General features: G+C 45.3%; 23 protein-coding genes. 3 read left to right on the top strand and 20 right to left on the bottom strand.

Features of this window, described 5'->3' with window-relative positions; genetic code table 11:
* Nucleotides 1-84: 84 nt before the first annotated feature.
* The 19 genes from rpsO to pdhA all read right to left on the bottom strand — a co-directional run bounded on the left by rpsO (nt 85) and on the right by pdhA (nt 19,189).
* Nucleotides 85-354 (bottom strand): 30S ribosomal protein S15, encoded by a 270-nt coding sequence (gene rpsO, locus AC27FN_RS00825; RefSeq protein ID WP_487166139.1) that lies wholly within the window; start codon nt 352-354, stop codon nt 85-87.
* Between the two features lie 188 nt (nt 355-542).
* Nucleotides 543-797, bottom strand: a complete 255-nt coding sequence (gene rpsT, locus AC27FN_RS00820; protein WP_487166138.1) for a 30S ribosomal protein S20 — start codon at nt 795-797, stop codon at nt 543-545.
* Between the two features lie 101 nt (nt 798-898).
* Entirely contained in the window at nt 899-1,924 is a 1,026-nt protein-coding gene (holA, locus tag AC27FN_RS00815) for a DNA polymerase III subunit delta (protein ID WP_487166137.1), read from the bottom strand.
* 35 nt (nt 1,925-1,959) lie between these two features.
* The gene (locus AC27FN_RS00810; protein WP_487166136.1) at nt 1,960-4,227 is read right to left on the bottom strand and encodes a DNA internalization-related competence protein ComEC/Rec2; all 2,268 of its coding nucleotides are present in this window, start codon (nt 4,225-4,227) and stop codon (nt 1,960-1,962) included.
* A gap of 44 nt (nt 4,228-4,271) precedes the next feature.
* Complete coding sequence (locus AC27FN_RS00805; RefSeq protein ID WP_487166135.1) at nt 4,272-4,775, bottom strand: ComE operon protein 2; 504 nt, start codon at nt 4,773-4,775, stop codon at nt 4,272-4,274.
* 50 nt (nt 4,776-4,825) lie between these two features.
* The gene (locus AC27FN_RS00800; protein WP_487166134.1) at nt 4,826-5,581 is read right to left on the bottom strand and encodes a ComEA family DNA-binding protein; all 756 of its coding nucleotides are present in this window, start codon (nt 5,579-5,581) and stop codon (nt 4,826-4,828) included.
* 145 nt (nt 5,582-5,726) lie between these two features.
* A complete protein-coding gene (locus tag AC27FN_RS00795; RefSeq protein ID WP_487166133.1) occupies nt 5,727-6,767 on the bottom strand; it encodes a SepM family pheromone-processing serine protease in 1,041 nt (346 codons plus the stop codon).
* A gap of 60 nt (nt 6,768-6,827) precedes the next feature.
* The gene (gene coaD / locus AC27FN_RS00790; protein WP_487166132.1) at nt 6,828-7,319 is read right to left on the bottom strand and encodes a pantetheine-phosphate adenylyltransferase; all 492 of its coding nucleotides are present in this window, start codon (nt 7,317-7,319) and stop codon (nt 6,828-6,830) included.
* On the bottom strand, nt 7,319-7,891 hold the full coding sequence (gene rsmD / locus AC27FN_RS00785; RefSeq protein ID WP_487166131.1) for a 16S rRNA (guanine(966)-N(2))-methyltransferase RsmD: 573 nt from the start codon (nt 7,889-7,891) through the stop codon (nt 7,319-7,321). The genes coaD and rsmD overlap by 1 nt, the downstream gene beginning before the upstream one ends.
* A gap of 2 nt (nt 7,892-7,893) precedes the next feature.
* Nucleotides 7,894-8,682 carry a YlbG family protein gene (locus AC27FN_RS00780; protein ID WP_487166130.1) on the bottom strand — a complete coding sequence of 263 codons (789 nt, stop codon included), beginning with the start codon at nt 8,680-8,682 and terminating at the stop codon, nt 7,894-7,896.
* A gap of 21 nt (nt 8,683-8,703) precedes the next feature.
* Nucleotides 8,704-9,879: an FtsW/RodA/SpoVE family cell cycle protein gene (locus tag AC27FN_RS00775; protein ID WP_487166129.1), complete on the bottom strand. Its 1,176-nt coding sequence runs from the start codon at nt 9,877-9,879 to the stop codon at nt 8,704-8,706.
* Between the two features lie 221 nt (nt 9,880-10,100).
* Nucleotides 10,101-11,945, bottom strand: a complete 1,845-nt coding sequence (gene typA, locus AC27FN_RS00770; protein WP_487166128.1) for a translational GTPase TypA — start codon at nt 11,943-11,945, stop codon at nt 10,101-10,103.
* A gap of 101 nt (nt 11,946-12,046) precedes the next feature.
* Nucleotides 12,047-12,823, bottom strand: coding sequence for an inositol monophosphatase family protein (locus AC27FN_RS00765; protein WP_487166127.1), 777 nt, complete (start codon nt 12,821-12,823; stop codon nt 12,047-12,049).
* Between the two features lie 27 nt (nt 12,824-12,850).
* Complete coding sequence (locus AC27FN_RS00760; protein ID WP_487166126.1) at nt 12,851-13,126, bottom strand: UPF0223 family protein; 276 nt, start codon at nt 13,124-13,126, stop codon at nt 12,851-12,853.
* Nucleotides 13,113-14,063 carry a Rossmann-fold NAD(P)-binding domain-containing protein gene (locus AC27FN_RS00755; protein ID WP_487166125.1) on the bottom strand — a complete coding sequence of 317 codons (951 nt, stop codon included), beginning with the start codon at nt 14,061-14,063 and terminating at the stop codon, nt 13,113-13,115. Before AC27FN_RS00755 ends, AC27FN_RS00760 begins: the two co-directional genes overlap by 14 nt.
* 207 nt (nt 14,064-14,270) lie before the next feature.
* On the bottom strand, nt 14,271-15,698 hold the full coding sequence (lpdA, locus tag AC27FN_RS00750; RefSeq protein ID WP_487166124.1) for a dihydrolipoyl dehydrogenase: 1,428 nt from the start codon (nt 15,696-15,698) through the stop codon (nt 14,271-14,273).
* Nucleotides 15,699-15,705: 7 nt separating this feature from the next.
* Nucleotides 15,706-17,019, bottom strand: a complete 1,314-nt coding sequence (locus AC27FN_RS00745) for a dihydrolipoamide acetyltransferase family protein (RefSeq protein WP_487166123.1) — start codon at nt 17,017-17,019, stop codon at nt 15,706-15,708.
* Nucleotides 17,020-17,090: 71 nt separating this feature from the next.
* A complete protein-coding gene (locus AC27FN_RS00740; protein ID WP_487166122.1) occupies nt 17,091-18,068 on the bottom strand; it encodes an alpha-ketoacid dehydrogenase subunit beta in 978 nt (325 codons plus the stop codon).
* Between the two features lie 2 nt (nt 18,069-18,070).
* Complete coding sequence (gene pdhA, locus AC27FN_RS00735) at nt 18,071-19,189, bottom strand: pyruvate dehydrogenase (acetyl-transferring) E1 component subunit alpha (RefSeq protein ID WP_487166121.1); 1,119 nt, start codon at nt 19,187-19,189, stop codon at nt 18,071-18,073.
* 647 nt (nt 19,190-19,836) lie between these two features.
* On the opposite strand from pdhA, the gene AC27FN_RS00730 reads away from it, so the two are divergent.
* On the top strand, nt 19,837-20,448 hold the full coding sequence (locus tag AC27FN_RS00730) for a peptide deformylase (RefSeq protein WP_487166120.1): 612 nt from the start codon (nt 19,837-19,839) through the stop codon (nt 20,446-20,448).
* Nucleotides 20,449-20,774: 326 nt separating this feature from the next.
* Here the strand turns inward: AC27FN_RS00730 and AC27FN_RS00725 are convergent, their stop codons facing one another.
* Nucleotides 20,775-21,311, bottom strand: coding sequence for a hypothetical protein (locus AC27FN_RS00725; RefSeq protein ID WP_487166119.1), 537 nt, complete (start codon nt 21,309-21,311; stop codon nt 20,775-20,777).
* 231 nt (nt 21,312-21,542) lie between these two features.
* Between AC27FN_RS00725 and AC27FN_RS00720 the strand changes: the two genes are divergently transcribed.
* Together AC27FN_RS00720 and rnjA are read left to right on the top strand one after the other, a co-directional pair.
* Nucleotides 21,543-21,755, top strand: a complete 213-nt coding sequence (locus AC27FN_RS00720) for a DNA-directed RNA polymerase subunit epsilon (RefSeq protein ID WP_487166118.1) — start codon at nt 21,543-21,545, stop codon at nt 21,753-21,755.
* 3 nt (nt 21,756-21,758) lie between these two features.
* The gene (gene rnjA / locus AC27FN_RS00715; RefSeq protein ID WP_487166117.1) at nt 21,759-23,510 is read left to right on the top strand and encodes a ribonuclease J1; all 1,752 of its coding nucleotides are present in this window, start codon (nt 21,759-21,761) and stop codon (nt 23,508-23,510) included.
* Nucleotides 23,511-23,638 lie beyond the last annotated feature (128 nt).

Genomic DNA, 23,638 nt, shown 5'->3' with positions numbered 1-23,638 from the left:
GACTCAAAGCTTAGCCATAAGCGCAAAAAAACGCCATCCAGAAATTCTGGATGGCGTTTCTCACACACTTCGGTAACGAGACGATTACCGACGAAGACCCAATTTTTGGATTAACGTCCGATAACGTTCAACATCCGTGTTACGCAGGTAGCGCAGCAAGTTACGACGGTGACCAATCTTCTTCAACAAACCACGTTGTGAATGGTAGTCATGAGTATGCACTTGTAAGTGCGCGTTCAATTGGTTGATGTCTGCCGTTAAAACTGCGATTTGAACCTCAGCAGAACCCGTGTCGCCTTCGTGACGTGCGTATTCTGAAATAATTTGGTTCTTTTCTGCTTGTGTAATTGCCATGGATAAAATCCACCTTTCTTATTTGTCACCACAGACCGAGTACCCGCCAAGTGGTGGCGAAATACCAAGTAAGGGTCGTGCTAAGCACTTCAATTATTTTACTGGTCTGACCACTGAAACGCAAGCCCTCTGCTGAAAGTCATCAATAAAAAGAAAAAACCATCCCCGAATGGCGATGGCCTTAAAATTTACTTAGCTAAACGAGCGGATAAACGTGACTTGTCACGAGAAGCCTTGTTCTTTTTGATCAAACCCTTTGAGAAGGCACGGTCAATTGCTGCGCTAGCAGCACGGTACAAGTCTTCTACGTTGTCGGCACCTGCAGTAACGGCCTTTTCGAAGCGCCGAATTGCAGTCCGTTCTTCGCTCAATTGAGCAGAGCGACGTGCGTTTGCGATTTCGTTCGTCTTGACACGTGCAATGGCTGATTTAGTAACTGGCATTAAATTCACCTCCATGGCGTTTGATTCAAATCAAACAAATTTCAACAGACACCATTATACAAGACCAATACCATCAATGCAATAAGCAAATGAATCAGCCTTCAAGCCGCCTGGTTCGTAAAAGCTAACATGAAAAGGTTGAACAAGAGTTCTGGGTCTTGGCTTGTCTGTTTCAATTGTGTCTCGACATTGATCAAGCCTAGAAAAGCTCGGCTCAGATCACGTTGTGAAAAACGCCGATTACTTTGTAAAGCTAATTTAACCCGGTATGGATGAACCTTTAGGGTCGATGAAATCGCCCCCTGGCTTAAACCACGACCACTTAGAACTTTTGCTTGAAGTAATAAACGAAATTGACTAACTAAGACGGCATTTATTCGTAGTGGTTCTTCACCATTCAACAGCAACTCGTGATATTGACTCACGGCCTGACCAACTTGACGATTCAGCACGGCTGTCACCAATTCAAAAACGTTGTCTGCCAACGATTGTGGCACCAATCCCAGCACCGCATCAGTCGTGATTTCATGGTCAGCAACCCCATACAACTCTAATTTTGTCAGGTTAGCCATCATCAAAGACAAATCCGCATTCGTTCGTTGAACTAGCAGATCTAATGCTTGGGCAGCAAACGTAAACCCATCACGACGCGCTGTCTCCGTAACCAGTTGACGCCCCTGCGCTTCAGATAATGGCGCAACAGAGACATTAACCGCTTGCTTTTTTAGTTGTTTAACAAGCTTTTTACGACCATCTAATTTTTCATAAGGGGCCAATATGACAAAAACAGTCGTTGGCTCAGGATGATTAATATAATTGAGCAACGCATCCAAATCATGGTCGACTTTAGCCTTATGTGGATCACCAGTCAAAAACAGTGGTTTATTGATCATGACCAGCCGATGATCACCAAAAAAAGGTAATGACATCGCATCATCTAAGGCAACGGCAACCGGTGTTTGATCCATATCGTAACGACCAACATTCATTTGCGCCTGCTCGTCGGGAATCAATCGTAGAAAAGCACTCTGAATTTGATTTAATAAATAGGCCTCGGTACCAGTAATTAAATAAAGTGGTTCAACTTGACCAGCATTAAGTTGTTGAAGTAACTCCCGCACGTTCATGCCTATCTCCTCAATTAAAAATTAAGTCAAAAATATTATGTCGTTTGTTTAGGGGATCCTGCACTCGGCTCACGCAACGGCAACATGGTCTGCCAGTGACTTGCGCCCCAAAATTGATAGTTATAACTAATCTCCCCGACGTCAGCCGTATTTACACCAGTAATCCGCTCCTTGCGCAACGTAGCCAACGTACTCGCCTTGGGATGACCATAACGATTATTCAATCCGGCTGAAATAATCGCCAGTTTGGGACGCACGCGATGAATAAACTCGGGATCGCTGGCGGTATCGCTGCCATGATGTCCTAACTTTAACACATCTACCTGAATGTCAGGAAATTGGTGCAAAATACTCAACTCGCCGTGCCGATCCAAATCGCCCATAAATAAAAATCGTTGCTGATTTCGTGTCGCACCAAGCACAACAGAATCCTCGTTACCCCCAGGTCCAGGATTAAATGGATGATAAATTGTAAATGGAAATGCTGTAAGTTGCGACCGCGTGGTCAATTCGACCACTTGGGTCTGTTTTAAATAAGGTGCAACTTTACGTTGAAAGCCCCTCGAAGTGGTCATTCCAGCCGGAATCGTTAATCGACGAACTGGCATTAATTGAAGTAAACGGCCAACATCACCGATATGATCCGCATCTTGGTGACTACAGTTTACTTCGTCAATCTTTGAAATACCACGACTATGTAAATAATTAACAGTAACTTGTTCAACGTTAGTCAGTGTTGTCTTACGCTTGGCCCACGCTGGTTTCAAAAAACCGACTCGACCACCTGTATCGATTAATGAAACATGTCGATTAAAAGGCGAGCGCAATAAAATGCTATCTCCTTGGCCAATGTCTAAAAAAGACACCTCGCCATCAAACGGGCAATGCAGGATTAGAAATGCAGTTGCGTATAAAACAACCAATTTAATTGCTAACCGCCGGCGACGCGATTTAGTTTGCGCATCCACTAATAATAAACTAACAAGTAGACAAGCCCAAAGCCAGCCAGTTGGTAAACGGCCAAAAATAATCATCCCCGGCAACTCACCTAGGTAATTAATCAACTGGCTAAAATTGATTAACAACCAGTCACATCCCTGTCCAAACCAAGGTGCAACTGGACTTAAAATCGTTCCTAAAATCACCATTGGAAAAATCGTCCAGCCAAAAATGGGCACTAACAGTAAGTTAACCGGCGTACTTAGTAAATGAACTTGAAATAGTTGATGCAATAATAACGGTAAACACGTCAAATTAAGTAATACGGTCTGCCGAATTGGATGATTATGTTGGACATAAAGTAACGTAAACGCCATCAAATAACTAAGTTGGCCACCGAGTGTTTGAAGTACAAACGGCTGAATAACTAGACCACCAATTAATGACACTGACCAAGTATCTAAACGAGTTAAGTTTGCCTTGGGAAACCAGTGTTGAACGAATGGCAATAATAGCGTCAGCTCACCAATCAGAATTGCGCGAACCAATGTACTAGCGCCACCGGCAATAATCCCATAGACCGGCAAACCAGCGGCCAGTAAAAGTTGGCTTTTTTCACGGGTCAACCCACTCAGTGTGAAAATTAATCGAACTAATCCTAATAGGTAGACAACATGCATGCCCGAGATACTAAATAAGTGCACCAATCCTAACTGTTTAATCCCCCGTTGGTGGTCATAAAAATTAGTCGCGGTTTCGCCGATCAAGAGATCACTGGCATATTCACTTAATGTTGGTGGCAACTGTCTCAGTGCTAGTCGAAATCGCTGACGCATCTCGTGGGGCCAACTCATTACTTTTTCCCACCAAGATAGTTGAATTGTCGCGACCTGCCAACGCTGACCACGCAGTTGATTATCAATGCCCCGAGCGGCCAGTAGCGGACGTTGGTCAAATTGATTACGGTTGCGAGGACCTTGTGTGATTATATTCACCCCGTCAATTTGCCACGACATCGGCGCCCGTAATTGCTGCAAAAATCGTGCCTGAGCAGACGACTCAATCTGACAAAAAGCACGAATGGTCTGCCCATCTGTCGCCCGACCGACCACCGTTAACCCATCACCATCCACGCGAACTTGATCCGGCTGAACGATTAGCAAAATCGTTCGTGAGCGTTCACTAGACCAATGGCGTTGCTGACGTTGCTCATGAATCCAGCCGAACCACAGCCCGCTTAGCAAAAGAATAATTAAACATTGACTCAAGTACCGACCCGGTTGCCCTAAAAAGCCGCAACGAATGATCAATAGGCAGAGGCCTAATCCGCACCACCAGCTCTGCGCCAAAATCACACCGCTCATTAAGGCAATCAATAGCGCCACGAATATAAGTGGTAATGTCCTCGTCACTGCTGTTGGTCGGGGGTCGCCGCTGAATTTAAGAAATCGGACAAGTGAAACTCAGCTAGCCCGTCCGCTGGAATTTCAATCTGGGTGACGGTGACATTTTTAAGTTCAACTAGATGCATGGCATAAGGATCATTATGATAATTCCGCAAAAAATGAATCGCGGTCACACCAGCCTGTAACAACATTTTCGTGCACTGTAAGCAGGGAAAATCTGTGACGTAGATTTCGGCACCTGCTGTGGCGATGCCAAACTTGGCACACTGCAAAACAGCATTCATTTCCGCATGAATTGTCCGCAAGCAATGTCCATCCACTAAATAATCTCCGACATCAGTACAATGATCGTCACCAGAGACTGATCCATTGTATCCACCAGCAATCACCCGTTTGTCACGGACCAAGACGGCGCCAACGGACAGCCGTTGACAAGTGCTGCGACTAGCTAAAAGGACCGCCTGCATCATAAAATATTGATCCCATGGAACTCGTTTGGTTGTCATCTGATTTACCTCCACTAATTTATGCTATTTAGCCTAATCTATCCTTCGAACTACGACAAGCGTAAATGTGGTTTTAAATTCTGCAAAGTCTTATCACCAAAACCCGGAACCTGTTTTAATTCATCTAGTGTTTTAAAACCACCATGCGCCGTTCGATAATCGATGATTTTTTCGGCTTTCTTATCACCGACACCAGTGAGGCTGGTGAGTTGTTGTTTGGTCGCACTGTTCAGAGGAATGGTGTCTCCGCCCTCACCTGCTTGTTCACTACCTTCTTGACCTGACTCGATAGTACTAGCAGTAACATTATCTGTGCTAGCCTGACCATTAACGGGTAACTTCAGTTCAGCCGGGATCTGCTCACCTTGTGCCGGCACATAAATAACCATTTGATCGCGTAGTTGTAAGGCTTGATTTAATTCACGACTTTCCGCATCATGTCTTAAACCCCCAGCCCGATTAATCGCGTTAACAACGTGTAGTTTGCGCGAGAACTGATAGACGCCAGGATGATTAACTGCGCCTTTAACTTCCACCGTCATCGACTTCGAGGCATTAGTACTAGTCTTGGTATTTAATGAGCTACTGGTCGTCATTGACGACGACACGGCTGTTTCCAGTGGCGAGGACGTGGCCCCTTTCCTAGACATCGACAAACTCTCGCTTTCACGTTGCCCACTATTAGCCATCGTTCTAGTAACGACTAAAGTGCCGACAATACTAACCATCAACAACACTGCTAGACCACTCAGTAACCACTTGCGATGTTCACGCCATGCTTCGCGTAATGCTCCGCTCCAATCCATTGGTTTATTTCCCCCTTCCTAAAGCTGTTAGTTATACATACGCAAAGGACGGTCAAAAATTCCTCATTGAACCATTTTTATTGATTAACCGACAAAAAAGAAGCCGCCTCCATAAAATTGGGTAGCTTCCTGAACATTGGCTTGATTAATGATGCGTTTGTAAATACTGAACGGCCTGCTTAAAGGAACTCACCGGAACTACTTTCATCTTTGGTGCGTACTTTTTAGCCGTCTTCTTCGCTAATTGATAATTCGTCATATGGTCCGGTTCATATTTTAAAAGTTCCTTAGTTGGTTTGACATACGGTGCAAAAAAGATCTTGGCACCAGCTTTATTAGCCGCCACGATTTTCTTATCGATGCCACCGATTTCGCCAACTGAACCATCTGGACCAATCGTACCGGTTCCAGCAATCTTTTGACCATGACGTAAATTCTCATTGGTCAGCTGTTGATAAATTTGTAGGCTGAACATCAGCCCACCAGATGGACCTCCAATTTCTCCTGGATTGACCATAACTGGGATTTTGGTCGTAACTTTGACATTATCCGTCAAGGTGATGCCAATCCCTGAACGACCATCTGGCAGACGTATGAGCGCCCCCTTAGCGGTTTTTGTTTTACCATTATGTTCATAGGTCACGTTAACTCGGTCAGTGAGCTTCCGCTTGGCCAAAGCCTTCTGATAGCCAGCCGCTGAATTATAGTGAACACCATCAATTTTGGTAATTGTATCGCCGACTTTAATTTCCCCGTTAAAGTGAGAATTCTTGGTGACATTTAAAACGTAGATGCCCAAATATTTCTTCGTATATTGTGCATGAGCTGTTTGATAAGCGGTCGCAATCGCCTCGTTAATGGCACTCTGCATATAAAATTGCTGAACCTTATTATACGTTGCGCCACTCTGCCCGCCAGTTACGTCAGCAGCTGAATCAACGCTTGCATGGGGGTCAAAGTGAGACCATGCCCAACTCAAAGGTGTTGCCCGTTGTAGATAAACCGAGGTAATCATAAAATCACCTTTTTGACGATCGGGGCGTGTTGGCATCGTAACAAAATTACGTAAATTATCTGCAGTCCCGGGCGTTTCAATATAACTATTTAATGGCGCAAAGCGTAACAGGAGCAAAATGATTAGCCCAGCTAATCCGCCTAGCCACCAACCCCAACGTCTCTTCTTCATTCTTATTCCTCATCGGCAGGCGATTTATACCGCCATGGCTGTCTTTCATCAATGAATTCGTTATTGTGCCATACCAAGCTTGATCCGTAACTGTTGCCAGACCACAGGTGGAACAAAGCGAGAGACATCCCCATCAAAATGAACAATTTCCTTCAAAATGCTGGAAGAAATTTGTGCGTTTTCTGGTTTTGCTAATAGAAAGACTGATTCAATATCAGTCGCCATCATGTGATTCATATTAGCAATATCACGTTCAAAATTGAAATCCTGTTCGTTGCGTAATCCGCGAACAATAAAGTGCGCGTCATGCTGGTGTAAAAAGTCGATCGTTAATCCAGCAATTGCCATGACCGAAACATTACTCAAATCCGCTACGGCAGTGGAAATCATCGCTTCTTTTTCTGATTGTGAAAATAACGGTTTTTTACCAGTATTCGTCGCCACCGCAACGATCATGCGATCGAACATCTGACTGGCACGTTGAATAATATCTAGATGACCATTCGTTAATGGATCAAAACTTCCCGGAAAAACTGCGATTCGTTCAGTCATTATGCTTCTTCCTCCGTGGCTTTAACATATCGGTAAACCATGACGTCGGTAATGCCATAATCTTTGTGGTGAGTTTGGGTAAATCCACCAAATTGATCGGGCAAATCGGCTTGTTGGTCTGTTTCAGCAACCACGATAGCCCCGTCAGTCAATAGCTCTAGCTGCGCCATCCGGTTTAATTCGGCCACAATTTTTTGTTTCGCATAGGGCGGATCTAGCAAGACCAAATCAAAGGGATCCTGCAAAGCTGCCAACTTAGGTAAAATGGCCTCCGCATCCGCCTTAATAATTTGAAACCGATCTGGCGCTTTAGTCATCGCTACATTCGCTCTGATCGTCTTAATCGCTTGGTATTGGTGATCGACCAGCACAGCCTCACTCATTCCGCGAGACACCGCTTCAATCCCCAATCCGCCAGATCCAGCAAAAAGATCTAATCCTCGTCCACCATTAAAATATGGTCCGATCATACTGAACATTGCTTCTTTAACTTTGTCAGTTGTTGGTCGAGTCAAAGTACCTGGAACGGCATTTAGGGGCCGACCACCAAATTCTCCAGCAACTACGCGCATTGCTAAACCTCCCCGTTGTCAGTCGTGGCTAATGCGTCTGCACCACCATCGCCTTTTGTATGGGTGACAAAATTGGCATTCACACCTTGCCCCACAAATGGATCCACCGCCGGCCGTTCACTGACAACCACTCGTTTAACAAAGTTTAATTTATTTAAGGCCTGTCGCTGACTTTCGATTTGCGCCTGATCCATGTAAATCACAACGTAGTGCATCTTCTTGGAAACGTAGTCAATATCGCCAAATCGTTTCAGTTGCCGAACTTGACGTAAATTTCGAATAAAGACAAATACTGCTTGTCGTGCCACTGGTTGTAGCGGTTGGGGATCATGACCAACAAAAGCCAACGCCAAATCATCACGGATTTGACTTGCAGACTTGGCAACTGCATTACTACTGGTGTGCGCAGATGTTTCGTTTCGCGTTGTCGACAAAGTTGCCTGACTTAAAGCAACCGACTCCGAGCCTGTGGTGGTTGGCGCTGTAACCTGGCTTTTTGCGGCACCCTGCGTGGTCTTTTTGGCACCTTCAACCGGCTTTCGATGATTCGATCGCCGTCGCCGCGGTTTCTTTGCATGATCAGTTGTTGGGGCCTTCTTTACGTTTACATCTGCAGCGCCTTGTTTTGCATCAGTAGTGGCGGTCGACTGTTGACCTTGGGGCCGTCTCCGTCGCCGCCGCGGTCGTCGCTTAGGCCGTTCTTGATCGCTGCTATGATTATCTTTAGCCGATTCATGCGTCTGACGATTATTTGGTTGACGCGTATTTGTATGTGAATCTGTTTCACTCATCGCTAATCCCTCCTTCGACAATTAATTAGTGGTTGATTTAACGGTTAGCGCGGCTTGTCGCTCACGCTTTGCCCGTGCTGAAATATTCATTAAAATACCCATACAGCTGGCCAAGACTAACATCGATGAGCCACCGTAGCTAACGAATGGTAAGGTCACTCCAGTAATGGGCAATGCGCCAACAACGCCACCCACATTAAAAAGTGACTGGACGGTTAATAAGGCCGCGATCCCATAACAGACTAAGCTTTCATACATAGTTGTGGCCCGATTACCCAATCGGACCGCTCGAAAGGCGAGCATTCCTAGGAGAAACAGGATAGCAAGGACCGTCACAACACCTAATTCTTCACTGGTAACCGCCAGAATGAAATCCGTGTTTGGTTCAGGTAAGTAGCCCATTTTTTGAATGCTGTTGCCCAGCCCGACACCGAATAAGCCGCCGTTGCTAATCGCGTAATAAGAGTTAACCAATTGCCGTCCCACGGTCTTCACTGTCCCAAATGGATCAACAAAGGCCACGAATCGTTGTAGCTGGTACGAGCGAGCTAAGAACGAATGGGTGACATCGATATGTGATAAAGCAACTAACATACCGACATATAATAAGAATAAGCCCCCCACAATCGTCATTGGTAAACCGCGACGATTACCACTTGCTAGAATCATGATCAAAACGATAAATCCATCAATTACAAAACCACCAGTATCTGGTTGAATGAAAATAAACAACATCAAGACCGATAACATTAACAGCGGTTGCCACATTGTCGTCCAAAACCGTTCGGCTAACGCTCGCTGATGTGAATCCATGTAATGGGCCAAGAATAACACAATAAACAATTTCAAAAACTCTTCCGGTTGAATATTGACCGGTCCCAAGTTAATCCAGCCCTTGGCCCCATTTACTCGTGAACCAACAATTAAAACAGCGACCACGAGGAAAAAAATGCCAAAGGTCATATATTCTACAACGCGACCAGAGCGGAGCACCGATAATTTTAGATAATAGAAACCGAATGCTAGCACTAAGCCAACAATGACATAAACCGTTTGTTTAATTAAATAAGCACCCGCGGTTGTTCCGGTACTTAAGGCCACATTGGCACTAGAAGAGTAGACCATAACGATGCCAAAAAGACTGAGGATCAGATAAGGAATCAAGATATAATAATCAACGAGCTTTAACTTTTTCACGTGCCAGTCCCTCACAAAAAATTCTTTCCACATTATAGCATAACGTTAACTCGTTCCTTGGTTTCGCTTCCATGCTCACGATTTTTTACGCTTAACTTATCATTAGTAACCACAACTTGTCTCTGGTCAAACAATGTGTTGAGTGACAAAACAACCCCACTTTGACGACTGTAATTCGTCAAAAAGTGGGGTTGTTTTTGTGAAAAATTTAATGAAACAAATTAGTCGCGAGCAGCTGCCTTACGACGTTTTGCCGCTTTTTCACGCGCGTTGGTTTCCAAAATCTGTTTACGCAAACGCACGTGCTCAGGTGTGATCTCACAATATTCATCTTCGTTTAAGAATTCCAAAGATTCTTCAAGTGTCAGATGCGTTGGTGTCTTAATCGTCGCAGTCATGTCCTTGTTAGAAGAACGCACGTTAGTCATGTTCTTCCCCTTCGTAACATTGACTGAAATGTCGTTTTCACGACTATTTTGACCGACAATCATGCCTTCATAGACAGTTGTACCCGGATCAATGAACAATTGTCCCCGATCCTCAACACCCATCATCGCATACGTCGTTGCCTTACCCTGGTTAATTGAGACTAAAGTCCCATTACGACGACCCGGGTTCCAGTTCTTAATGACTGGCATGTACTTCTCAAACGTATGGTTCATAATTCCGTAGCCACGCGTCATGGATAAGAATTCCGTGGAGTAACCGATTAACCCACGAGATGGAGCCAAGAATTCCAACCGGGTTTGCCCGTTACCGGTATTTTCCATGTTCTTCATTTCACCCTTACGTTGTGACAAGGTGTCAATGATCGAACCGGCATATTCTTCTGGTGTGTCGATTTGAACGGCTTCAAATGGTTCTTCCATTGTCCCATCGATTTCGCGATAGATAACTTCTGGACGGGAAGCCTGTAATTCGTAACCTTCACGCCGTAATGTTTCAATCAAAATAGACAAGTGGAGTTCACCACGACCAGAAACCATCCATGCATCTGGTTCGTCAGTGTCTTCAACTCGCAAAGACACATCGGTATGCAATTCTTGCTTCAAACGCGTCTCTAATTGACGCGTGGTCACAAATTTACCCTCTTGACCAGCTAACGGTGAGTCGTTAGTCCGGAATAACATCTGCAAAGTTGGTTCATCAATCCGTAAAACAGGCAGTGCTTCTTGATGATCTTGCGGCGTTACGGTTTCACCAACATTGATTTCTTCCATCCCAGAGACAGCGATCAGGTCACCGGCCTTAGCTTCGTTGACTTCGACTCGTTGCAAGCCTAAGAAACCGTATAGCTTGGTTACCCGGAAATTTTGTGTCGTACCATCCAGCTTCATAACTGTAACGCTATCACCGACTTTGATCTTACCACGGAAAATCCTACCGATCCCAATCCGACCCACGAAGTCATTGTAATCAAGCAAAGCCACTTGGAATTGTAATGGTTCATCTTCATTATCAATTGGAGCTGGAATCGTCTTTAAAATGGTATCAAAGATTGGCTTCATGGTGTGGTCCTGAGTGCTTAGATCAGAATCATAAGATGAAGTTCCATTCATAGCTGAAGCGTAAACAACTGGGAATTCAAGTTGGTCTTCATCCGCTCCTAATTCAATGAACAGATCTAGCACTTCATCAACAACCTCTTCAGGGCGAGCCCCTTCACGGTCAACTTTATTAATGACTACGATTGGCGTCAAATGCTGTTCTAAGGCCTTTTTAAGCACAAAACGAGTTTGTGGCATCGTCCCTTCATAGGCGTCAACGACCAACAAAACCCCGTCAACCATTTTCATAACCCGTTCGACTTCACCACCGAAGTCCGCGTGTCCAGGGGTATCCAAAATATTAATCTGCTTGTCGCCATATTTAACAGCAGTGTTCTTCGATAGGATCGTAATCCCACGTTCCTGTTCAATTGCATTTGTATCCATCGCCCGATCAGCAATTTCAGTGTGACCATCAAGCGTGTCAGATTGCTTTAGCATTTCATTAACCAACGTCGTCTTACCATGGTCAACGTGGGCAATGATGGCGATATTACGGATATCATCTCTAGTTTTCAAAGTGTAACTTCCCTTCGTTTCAAAATCAACATTCATGTGGTAACTTTGGCGGCATTATTAGGCGTAAAAAAACTGTGACCATTCATGTCACAGTCCGACACTTATGCCTGCATGGCAACAATATCCCGTTGCGCTTGCTTCGTAGCTACTATTACAACGCCATATGATAGCACAGACGGCGTTTGACCGTCAACTGTCGTCACGACTAGTCCCAACTCTTCAGCCAAGATTTTCCCAGTTGCGAAATCCCATGGTCGTAGATAAGAAATGTAACACACCTGCTGTCCACGCAGCACTTTAGTAAAGGCAATCCCCGCACTACCAATAATACGCATACCTAAACTGGCCGCCCCAATGGCTTGCATGTGATCTACGTCATGGCGAACAAGTGGCCCAGATAGACTGGCTAGCCCCTCACTGAGTGGTAAATTTTCCGGTGGCGTCATCAATTGATCATTCAACCAAACGCCGATCCCTTTCGCCCCATGGAAAAGGCGGTCACCCATGACGTCATATAACCAGGCCGCCTGGCCAACACCATCAATGTATAATGACATCATAATGGCAAAATCGTCGCGCTGCTTAATGAAATTCATGGTGCCATCCAGCGGGTCCAAGATCCATAACCGCCCATTAGTTTTGGTAACCTGATCGCCAAGGCCTTCTTCCCCAAGAATCTGAGCTTTGGGGTCGGCTTGACGAATATGAGCGACCAAGCGTTGTTCATTTTCCTTGTCAACCTGGGTCACGAGATCTCGGCGTCCCGACTTTTCTTCTATCGATAACGGTTCATTGAAGTGAACCAAAATATTTTCCCGAGCTTCGTCAATCCATTGGGTGACTTGGGCATCCCACTGTTGAAATGTTGACTGATCCATTTTGATCCTTCCTTATAATTCCTTCGTTTAGTCAGAAAACTTGAAACGTTTTCGCTGACTCATCATGGCCGCCGACATCGTCCGATACAAACTGATCCCCGTCTGACGTTGAAGCTGCCGATCCAATTGTTTCTGTTGTCCTTTTGTCGGGACAATTTTTTGAAAGACTTGGTAGGCATCCAATAGCTGTTGTCGATCAACACCTTGCTCATTTGCCGTTAAGATTAAATTATAAAATGTCGTCACATCAATAATTTCTTGACTGGTCCAGGTGTCATCTAAAGGTAACTCAATGTTCATCATTATCATCCGTTTCCGGTTCAAAATCCCCATTTTCGATGGTCGTGATCTGCGCCAAAATCATCGCGGTGATTTCATCCAATTGGCGCTGCTCAATTTCAGTATAAGAAACATCCACAATTTTAGATGCTCCCATCGCGGTCAGCCGAATCGGAGTGCTCAATGGGACAATCCGATCAGCGCTGTTCGTCAGTAGATTGGTCACCGACCCCAGCAACGATTGTTCAAAGAATAACGCTTTCAAGATTCGGATCACCGCTTGGGCCCGCAAGCCATCATTAGCTGAAATGATCGCTTGATTCAGGCGCTGCTCAATCTCGCCTAGTTGGGTTGCATCGAATTCTATTTCATCATTAGCCATCAACGAAAGAACTGGTACTGGTCCAATCGTCGAGCGACTCCAAGCCACCACATGCTCCTGACCCACGCCCACAACATAGGCATGGATGCTATCCGTTGGGACGTTGAACGTTTGCGCTAACGTGTTGGTCAACACGCGACCATGCGCTAAGGTGCCCACTCCCAAACATTGATTGATCCCCACGCCAGAGAACTTTTGGGCAAAGTAAGTCAGCACACCATCATCAGGACTAGCAACAATGATCTTCCCCTTAAAGCCCTCTGCCATGGCCGCTTGGATGAGTTCTCGCAATCGTGGCAATGTTGCCGTTAAGCGCTCTTCGACACTCGCTGAGCGAGGTAAGTCGACCAAATCTCCGATAATCAAGGCGTCAGCAGTCACGAAATCCGTCACGACACCAAGATGTACTTGCGCGTTCGCACAACCGCTAGCAGCTGTTTGGACATCTTCATAGACTTGTTCAGGCTCTTGGGCTGAGGTCAAGACACTGACTACCATTGGCAAATCCAGCGTTAACACACTCGTTAAAAATGTCTGATTGAACTGCCCTGTTCCATATAAAACCACACTTGGTTTCATTCAAAGCCTCCCTTTTTCTAAACCGAATCCCCTCATGGTTGACAATACCGCCGTTAAGAAAAGGTTACATTAGCTGATATATGATCAATCCGTCTTGTTTTATTAGTTTCTATTTATGGTTAATTGTACCGAAGCTGAAATGAAGTGCAAGAAAAAAGAGCGCTGACAGAATGCCAGTCACTCTTTTGCAAACATATACATCTAATGCTAGATATGGGTTGGGAAACCGATCGCAATGTCTGCCGCTTCTTGAATTGGTTCACTCAACGTTGGATGTGGGTGAATCGTCAAGGCAACATCCTCAGCGTTCATGTGCGAGTTAACCGCCAAACTAAGTTCAGCAATTAAGTCACTCGCATCTGGGCCAACGACTTGTGCGCCGACAATTGTGTTGTCGTCTTTAGTCGTTACTAAGCGAACAAAACCATCTGCTTCGTCCATCGAAACAGCGCGGGCGTTACCTGCAAATGGGAACTTCGCAGTTGATACTTCCAAGCCAGCTTCTTTGGCTTCTGCTTGCGTGTAACCAACCGTAGCTAACTCTGGATCAGCAAAACATACGGCAGGAACACTGACATAGTCGTTAGCCGTGTGATGACCAGCAATCGCGCCAGCAGCAACTTTACCATTAAAGAATGCTTTATGAGCCAATGCTGGACCATTGTTGACAATATCACCAACTGCATAGATATGTGGTGATGCTGTCCGACCTTGGTCATCGACGTCAATGAAACCACGTTTATCTAACTTAATGTCAGTAAACTCTAGTCCCAAATTGTCTGTGTTTGGCTTCCGGCCAACGGTTACCATGCAGTAGTCAGCCTTCAATGTTTGTGGTTTGCCATCAACTTCATAGGTAACGGTCACTGAAGTGTCGTCTTGTTCGGACTTCTTCGCCATCGCATTGGTGACAACATCAACCTTGTGGGCTTTCAAGTTCTTCAACACAAGCGAAACCATGTCTTTTTCGAAGTTAGGCAAGATGGATGGTGTTCCTTCTAAGATAGTCACATGCGCACCCAAATTGGCATAAGCACCGGCCAATTCAGTGCCCACGTAACCACCACCGATAACGACTAGTTCTTTAGGAATTTCTGGTAAGTTCAAACCACCAGTCGAGTCAACAACCCGGCCTTCGAATTTAAAGTTAGGAATTTCTACTGGTCGCGAACCAGAGGCAATGATAAGGTCTTTAAAAGCAATTGTCCGACCAGTATCACGGCTCATGAATTGCTTTGGACCCGGTGCAATGACCCGCAATTGTGTGTCAGAGTCCATCGTTGCTTCACCGCGAATAACTTCAACCTTGTGCTTCTTCAGGAGCATGGCAACACCACTAGTCATCCGGTCGACCACCTTGGTTTGCTTCCAAGTTTGCGTCTTACTGAAGTCAATCTTGGCGTCAGCCGTCGTAATCCCGTAAGTTGAAGCATCTTTTGCTTCTTGCAAACGGTGACCGGCTTGAATCAAGGCTTTTGATGGCACACAGCCAACGTTTAAACATACCCCACCAAGGGTTTCAGACTGTTCAATGACCGTGACTTGTTGACCTAGTTCAGCGGCCCGAATTGCGGCAACGTACCCACCAGGGCCCGCACCAATGATTACTGTTTCCTTTTGTTCAACATCAGCCATTATTCAATCATCCCTCCATCAAAAGCATGTCTGGGTCGTGCAACAAGGCCTTCAATTCGTTCAAAGCCCGTTGTGCAGTTGCACCATCGATCAAACGGTGGTCGTAACTCAAGGACAGCTTCAACATGTTACCAACGACGATTTCACCATCTTCGTTGACAATTGGTTCTTTTGCGATTTTACCAACACCCAAGATAGCAACTTCTGGGTAGTTAATGACTGGTGTAAACCAGCCACCACCAATTGAACCAACATTACTGATTGTGATAGAACCACCACTCATCTCAGCGGCAGACAGCTTGTTGTCTTGCGCCTTTTGCGTATTCTCAGTAATTTCCTTGGCAATGGCAAACATACCCTTAGCGTCAGCGTTCTTAACGTTTGGTACGTACAAACCATGGTCAGTATCGGTCGCAATTCCGATATTGTAATAGTGCTTGTAGACAATTTCTTGCGTACTGTCATCAATTGACGCATTCAGCGTTGGGAAGTCTTTTAAGACTGCAACCAAAGCCTTAGCAATGTATGGCAAGAAAGTTAAGTGAATATCACGGTCGGCGGCAGCAGCCTTGTACTTCTTACGGTTAGCCATCAACGCAGTCACGTCAACATCGTCAAATGAGGTAACGTGTGGTGCAGTGTGCTTAGAAGTAACCATTGCTTTGGCAATTGCCTTACGCGTCATAGACATTGGTTCACGCGTTTCTAACTCAGGCGTCGCGGACACGTATGGCTTGATTGGTGCAGCAGCGGTATCAGCCACTGGTGCAGCTGGAGCGGCCGGTGCTGCAGCTGCAGCAGGTGCAGCACCATTCTTAGCAGCGTCAACGTCTGCTTTCGTCACTTGACCGTGCTTGCCTGAAGGTGCCACAACCGTAATATCAACACCGTTATCACGCGCGTATTGACGAACAGATGGCATTGCAAGGACAAGTTTATTAGGGTCACTTAATACAGGGTTAGCACTAGCGGTAGCCGCTGGTGCTGCCGCAGCGGCTGGTGCCGGTGCAGCTTCAGGAGCAGCTGGTGCTGGTGTTGCTTCTGCAGCTGGCGCAGCAGCCTCATCATCACCGGTGTCGGCCGAACCATCATCGATTTCAACTAACGTATCACCGATTTTGGCCGTTTCACCTGCTTGCATAAAAATCTTTTTAACGGTCCCAGATACTGGTGATGGTAATTCAGAGACAGATTTGTCGTTTTGAATTTCAACTAAGGTGTCATCTTCGGCAATCTTGTCGCCTTCTTTGACATCCCAAGCAGCAATTTCGCCTTCTGCCATTCCTTCACCAAGTTCTGGCATTTTGAATTTGTAGGACATGGAGTATCTTCCTTTCATCGAATTTCCGGAGCATTCCGGACAATCGTTGGCTAATTAGCGTAGCCGCGCGTTTAGTAAGTCAAAATTTCGCGAACCTTCGCCTCAATTTCGGCGGCATCAGGAATCCAGTCGTCTTCGGCTAAGGCAAATGGGTAAACACTGTCTGGCGCTGCTACGCGGCCAATTGGTGCATCCAATGAAAGAATGTCGTCTTCAGCGATATCGGAAACAACTGTGGCACCAACCCCAGCCATGCGTTGTGCTTCTTGAACAACGACAACATGGTGTGTTTTATCGATTGACTTGAAGATGGTAGCGGTGTCAATTGGTGACAAGGAAACCAAGTCGATCACTTCAACAGAAATATTTTCATCAGCCAACTTGTCAGCTACTTTAAGCGCTTCATTAACTTCAGCACTGTAAGCAACAACGGTGATATCCGTCCCTTCACGGACGACTTTAGCCGTGTCCAACGGAACGGTGTACTTATCGTCTGGAACATCGGCTTTCATGGAACGGTACAACTTCAGGTTTTCCATGAATAAAACAGGGTCGTTGTTCTCCACAGCTGAAATCACAAGTCCTTTAGCGTCATATGGGTTAGAAGGTGTAACCACCCGCAACCCTGGTACGCCAGTGAAGAAGTTTTCCAAGTTGTCGGCATGCATTTCAGCCGTGTGGGTCCCACCACCAAATGGCGTCCTAATGGTGATTGGCATGTTCTTTGTGTTACCAAAACGGAACCGGGTCCGTGCCATTTGTCCGGCGATGGAGTCGACTGCTTCAAAAGTGAAACCCATAAATTGGATTTCTGGTAATGGCCGCCAGCCAGTGGCTGCCAGTCCCATTGCCAAACCTAAAATACCTGATTCAGCTAATGGCGTGTCAAAGACCCGGTCTTCACCATATTTGTCTTGTAACCCTTGAGTGGTACGGAAAACACCACCGTTTTTACCGACATCTTCACCGAAGATTAACGTCTTGTCATCGTCACTTAAGACCTGATCAAGTCCGTCAGTAATCGCTTGAATATAAGTTTTCGTAGCCATGATTACTTCGACTCCTTTGCTTCAAATTCGGCAATTTGTGCCGCAATGTTCGGAGTTGGCACTTCGAACGTGTTCTTTAATAATTCAACGTTAGTTTGTTTTGGTTCACCGTCAGCAGCTTTCAAGGCTGCTTTGAAATCGGCTTTGCATTGATCCGTGTAGTCACTTTCTTGCTGGTCAGACCATAGACCTTTATCAGCCAAGACTTTTCGTAAACGAATTAATGGGTCAATGTCATGCCATGGCTTCTCTTCTTCTTTAGTCCGGTAACGTGATGGATCGTCACCCGCGGAACTGTGAGCGCCATAACGGTAAGTCAATGTTTCAATTAAGACTGGCCCATTACCAGCAGCGGCGAAGTCACGAGCAGCTTTTGAAACTGCGTAAACAGCGAGAATATCCATCCCGTCAACTTGAACAGATGGAATTCCAGCAGCAACCGCTTTTTGAGCCAAGGTCTTGGCAGCGGTCTGCTTAGCCCGTGGAACGGAAATGGCGAAGCCGTTATTTTGAACAAAGGCAACCAATGGCGCTTGGAAAGCGCCAGCAAAGTTCAAGCCTTCGTAAGTGTCCCCTTGCGAAGTCCCACCATCACCGGTATAAACGAACGCAACGTTCTTTTCACCGTTCTTCTTAATTCCTAAAGCAGCACCGGCAGCTTCAACATATTGGGCTCCAATAATGATTTGTGGCATCCATGCACGATACTTTTCATCATAAATGTTGCCTAAGACGTGGCCGCGTGACCAGAGATATCCTTTTTCAACCGAACCACCATGTTGAATTAACTGTGGTAAATCCCGGTAAGCTGGGAATAGAAAATCTTGTGGTTCAAAGGCGGAGACACTCCCCATTTCACTGGCTTCTTCACCAGCAGTTGGCGCATAGAAGCCTAACCGTCCTTGACGAGAGAAGTTCATCGTTTGTTCGTGCAATGCACGTTCCCAAACCATCTTCTTCATAAAATCAACCAATTGGTCGTCGCTAAAACTGTCGAAGACCTCTTGATTTACAACTTTGGCAGAACCGTCTAAAACTTGCACCGGTTTGTAGTCACTGCCTAAGTTATTCTTGATCGCAGCGAAGTCTACAATTGGCTTAGATGAATCGTTGTTTGCCATAATGCACACATTCCTTTCTATTTCTTGATGACAGCTGACACTCGTTCACTGTCTAATAAATCCAGCCAACAAATGTATGCGCTTTCATCTTTCACGACTTATTGTAACGCGTTACAGAATCGCAATGCAAGGGTTTTCAAAATTGTTAAATAGGTCACAAGGCTTTTATCTTGTCTTCAAAAACTTGTGAAGTTTTTGAACAGTATCATCAACAACTGTATAGCAAGTCCCCAGCAACCGACCATTTCTGAGTTCCTCTATTGATCCATTTACTTAAAATCGCTATTTTCATCAAACTTTCAATCTTCACAAGCTGCCACGCATGGCTGCTGAAAACAGCGTGACAATCATCGCGATTTCGACTTATTGTTTAAACATTCACTAAATTAGCTGTCTAAAACTCGTTCATTCGACGGCGAGAACTGACGTATTCCCCGGAGACTAAAAAGCGGCAAACCCCAACCGCCGCTAAGGCTACCCTTGGCTGACCTGGTGGCGTATGGTAAACTAAATTCAATGAGTGAAACAAGTTCACGGTCAGTCCAACCCATTTGGACTACTTTGGCGATCAACAATAAACATCCAACTTTAACCGTTTATGACACCAAAGATTTTTTGACCGAATTACAATTAGGAGGCACTTGCGCGTGATTTTAATGGAAGATATTATTCGAGATGGCAATCCGACCTTACGGAAATACGCGGAAAAGGTGACCTTCCCGCTTAGTGATGAAAATCGTCAGTTAGCTGCTGACATGATGACCTACTTAGAAGTAAGTCAAGACCCAGAGCAGGCTGAAAAATATCAGCTACGTGCAGGAGTTGGTCTGGCCGCTCCCCAAGTTGATGTGTCCCTGCAAATGGCGGCCGTCTTAGTTCCATCTGCAGTCGAGCCCGAAGATCCTGATGACCAAGCTTCAATTGCTGAGGCTGCCAAAGCTGCTCGCGATAATCCAGTATTTAAAGAAGTCATCATTAACCCGGTAATCGTCAGCCAATCCGTTCAACAAGCGGCATTGACTGAAGGTGAAGGCTGTTTATCTGTTGACGATGAACATCCTGGCTATGTTCCCCATGCTGACCGTATTACATTGCGTTACCAGGACCTCGATGGTAACGAACACAAAATCCGTTTAAAAGATTACCCGGCCATTGTGTGCCAGCACGAAATTGATCATCTTCACGGTGTATTATTTTATGATCACATCAATCAGGCTGAACCATTCGCTGCTGAAGATGGCACATTACTGATTGGCTAGTTAACCAGGTGAGCTTTGATGAAACAACGGCGATCATCGAGCGATGGGAAAAATAACTTTACCTACTATATAAAAAAGTCGCTTGGCAGACAAAAATTGTTTGCCAAGCGACTTTTACGTCAAATTAATCAATTTTGCATCACGACACATTTGGAATTTAGCCAATTCACCAATTTTGCTAACAGACAGTGCCATTTTTTCAGTCCTATTTGCTTCTGTTTGTCATTCAAGTCAGATCGGACACGCCAACTTTTACTGTGTTTTCATTCAGTTTAGGAATGGCAATTTTTTGCTCATCGCACCAAGATAACAAGAACTTTCTTATGTTATTCTGCTCGATTTGTGTTCTGTAGTGATTCCGCTTGAGAGGCATTGAGTTTACGGAGGTCCTGAACATATTCGATCGTCGCTTCATTAACTAAATAGGCAATATCAATATGCAATCGCTGTTCAAACAACCATAAATCAGTGACCACAAACGTCGGTTGATCTGTTTTGATTCGTTTGATGTGGTTTGCTAGGGCATATTCTCCAAGCGCGTTATTGACCGGCCGGCGCAGATTAGGTAATTGTGTTGCAGTCAACTCACTGACTGGCAGTTCATATTCAAAGGCCATCACGCCACGTCCCCAGACGTCGGCAACGGTTTCAGACTTTATAAATGTCTGCTGGTCGCTAGCCAACTTGTGTTCGGCAACGAGCTGCTTCAACACATTTTTCATCGCTTGATCAGTCACCTGCTGAGCGTCATTTCTGACAATCGCCGTCGCCCGACGAATAATCAATCGATGAATATAGTGATAGACCAGATACGCTAAGACTAAGCCAATAATTATCGTCACCAATAATGTCAAAATTGCCACCCACTTTCTTACTGTTATTCTATCACAAACGCTGGTCATTCCGTTGTTAGCACCGGTCCGGTTAGTGTACATCGGTTACTAGCTATGTTAATATAGAACGCAAATGTTGTGATTTCACAACCATGTTCGGGAGAAAAACCTTATATCAATATCGGGCCAGTAAGTCACGTTTGCTGGTCAGGTTCTTGATGCACCAAAAATAACTATTTATTTTATAGAGGAGATTTAACAATGATTTTTAAAGTTTATTACCAAGATTCTAAAATTCGGAACCCTAAACGTGAGGACACCCACTCATTATATTTGGATGCTGAAAATGAAGCTGCTGCAATGAGCACTGTGGAGACCCACACCGACTACAACGTGGAAGCCATCGAAGCGCTTGAAGGCAACGCCTTAGACTATGAACAGCAAGGCGCCAACTACAAGCTCACGGAGTTCTAGTCCATGGCGAAACTCAATTTAAAAAACAATGAAACTGCCGTTTACGCCATCGGTGGTTTGGGTGAAATTGGTAAAAATACGTATGGCGTTCAGTTTCAAGACGAAATTATTGTAATTGATGCTGGCATTAAGTTCCCCGAAGACGAATTGCTGGGAATTGATTACGTTATTCCGGATTATTCATACTTGAAACAAAATGAAAATAAAATTAAGGCGCTCGTCATTACACATGGTCACGAAGACCACATTGGTGGGATTCCTTTCTTATTGCAACAGATCCATGTGCCAATTTATGCCGGACCTTTGCCGATGGCCTTAATCAAGAACAAATTAGAAGAACATGGTCTCTTACAGACGACTGAATTGCACGAGATTAACGAAGACACCGTTCTGAAATTCCGCAAAACGAGTGTGTCGTTCTTCCGAACCACTCATAGTATTCCAGATACGCTGGGGGTCGCGGTTAAGACGCCTTCAGGAACCATTGTACAAACTGGTGACTTCAAGTTCGATCTCACCCCGATTAACACGCCCTCACCTAATCTACAGCGAATGGCAAAACTCGGCGAAGAAGGCGTGCTTGCCCTGTTATCTGATTCAACCAACGCTGAACGTCCTGAATTCACGAAGTCTGAACGCTGGGTGAGCCAGTCAATTCATAAATTATTTGATAAAATCGATGGGCGAATCATCTTTGCAACGTTTGCTTCAAACATTTCCCGGATTGAACAAGCCGCCGAAGCAGCGATCCAGCATCATCGAAAAATTGCTGTGTTCGGTCGTTCAATGGAAGCTGCCATTGTCAATGGTCGCGAACTGGGCTATTTGAATATTCCCGATGACGTGTTGGTTGATGCCTCGGAACTCCGAAATTTGCCAGCCGGTGAAACTTTGATTCTATGTACCGGATCCCAAGGCGAACCGATGGCCGCCCTGTCTCGGATTGCTAACGGAACTCATCGGCAAATTTCGATCCAACCTAATGACACGGTTATCTTCTCCAGTAACCCGATTCCCGGGAATACAACGAGTGTGAACCGCGTCATTAATGAATTGGAAGAGGCTGGCGCAGAGGTCATTCACGGTGCTGTTAACAACATCCATACTTCTGGACATGGTGGTCAAGTCGATCAAGAATTGATGCTGCGATTAATTAAACCCAAGTATTTCATGCCAATTCATGGTGAATATCGAATGCAGAAAATCCATACACAATTGGCTGAACTTTGTGATGTGCCAGCTGATCACTCATTTATCATGGAAAACGGTGATGTGTTGGCCCTAACGGCTGATTCCGCTCGAATTGCCGGTCACTTCAATGCTGGTGATGTCTACGTTGATGGCAATGGTGTTGGGGATATCGGCAACGTCGTCTTACACGATCGGCAGATGTTATCTGAAGAAGGTCTCGTGGTGGTCGTTGCCACGATCGATTTAAAAAATAAAGAGATTCAAGCTGGTCCAGACCTGCTTAGTCGCGGTTTCGTCTACATGAGAGAATCCGGCGACATGATTAATGAAGGCCGGCGCCGCGTGTTCAGAACTATTCGTCGCGCAATGAAGGATGGCAATGCCACGGAGGCCTCGATTCGGACTGCGATCATTGACGATTTGCAGAGTTTCCTCTATGAGAAAACCGAGCGTCATCCATTGATTCTACCCGAATTAATCATGACTAGTACCAATGGCAAAGCGGCTGCTAAAAATCCATCTCGCCCTCGTCAGACCACGAAAAAAGCATCCACACAAGCCTAATCATAAAATCATTAAGTACTGCCCTATTTGCGATTTGAAGGGGCAGTATTTTTGTCTAGTTACACAAGTTTGTTGTCTGCGCCAGCTGATTTCGCTCTAATTATTTTTTGCCGGCAATTTCACTAAAA

The sequence above is a fragment of the Furfurilactobacillus sp. W61-4 genome (assembly GCF_057545565.1).
This window is presented reverse-complemented; position numbering and strand designations above follow the sequence as displayed.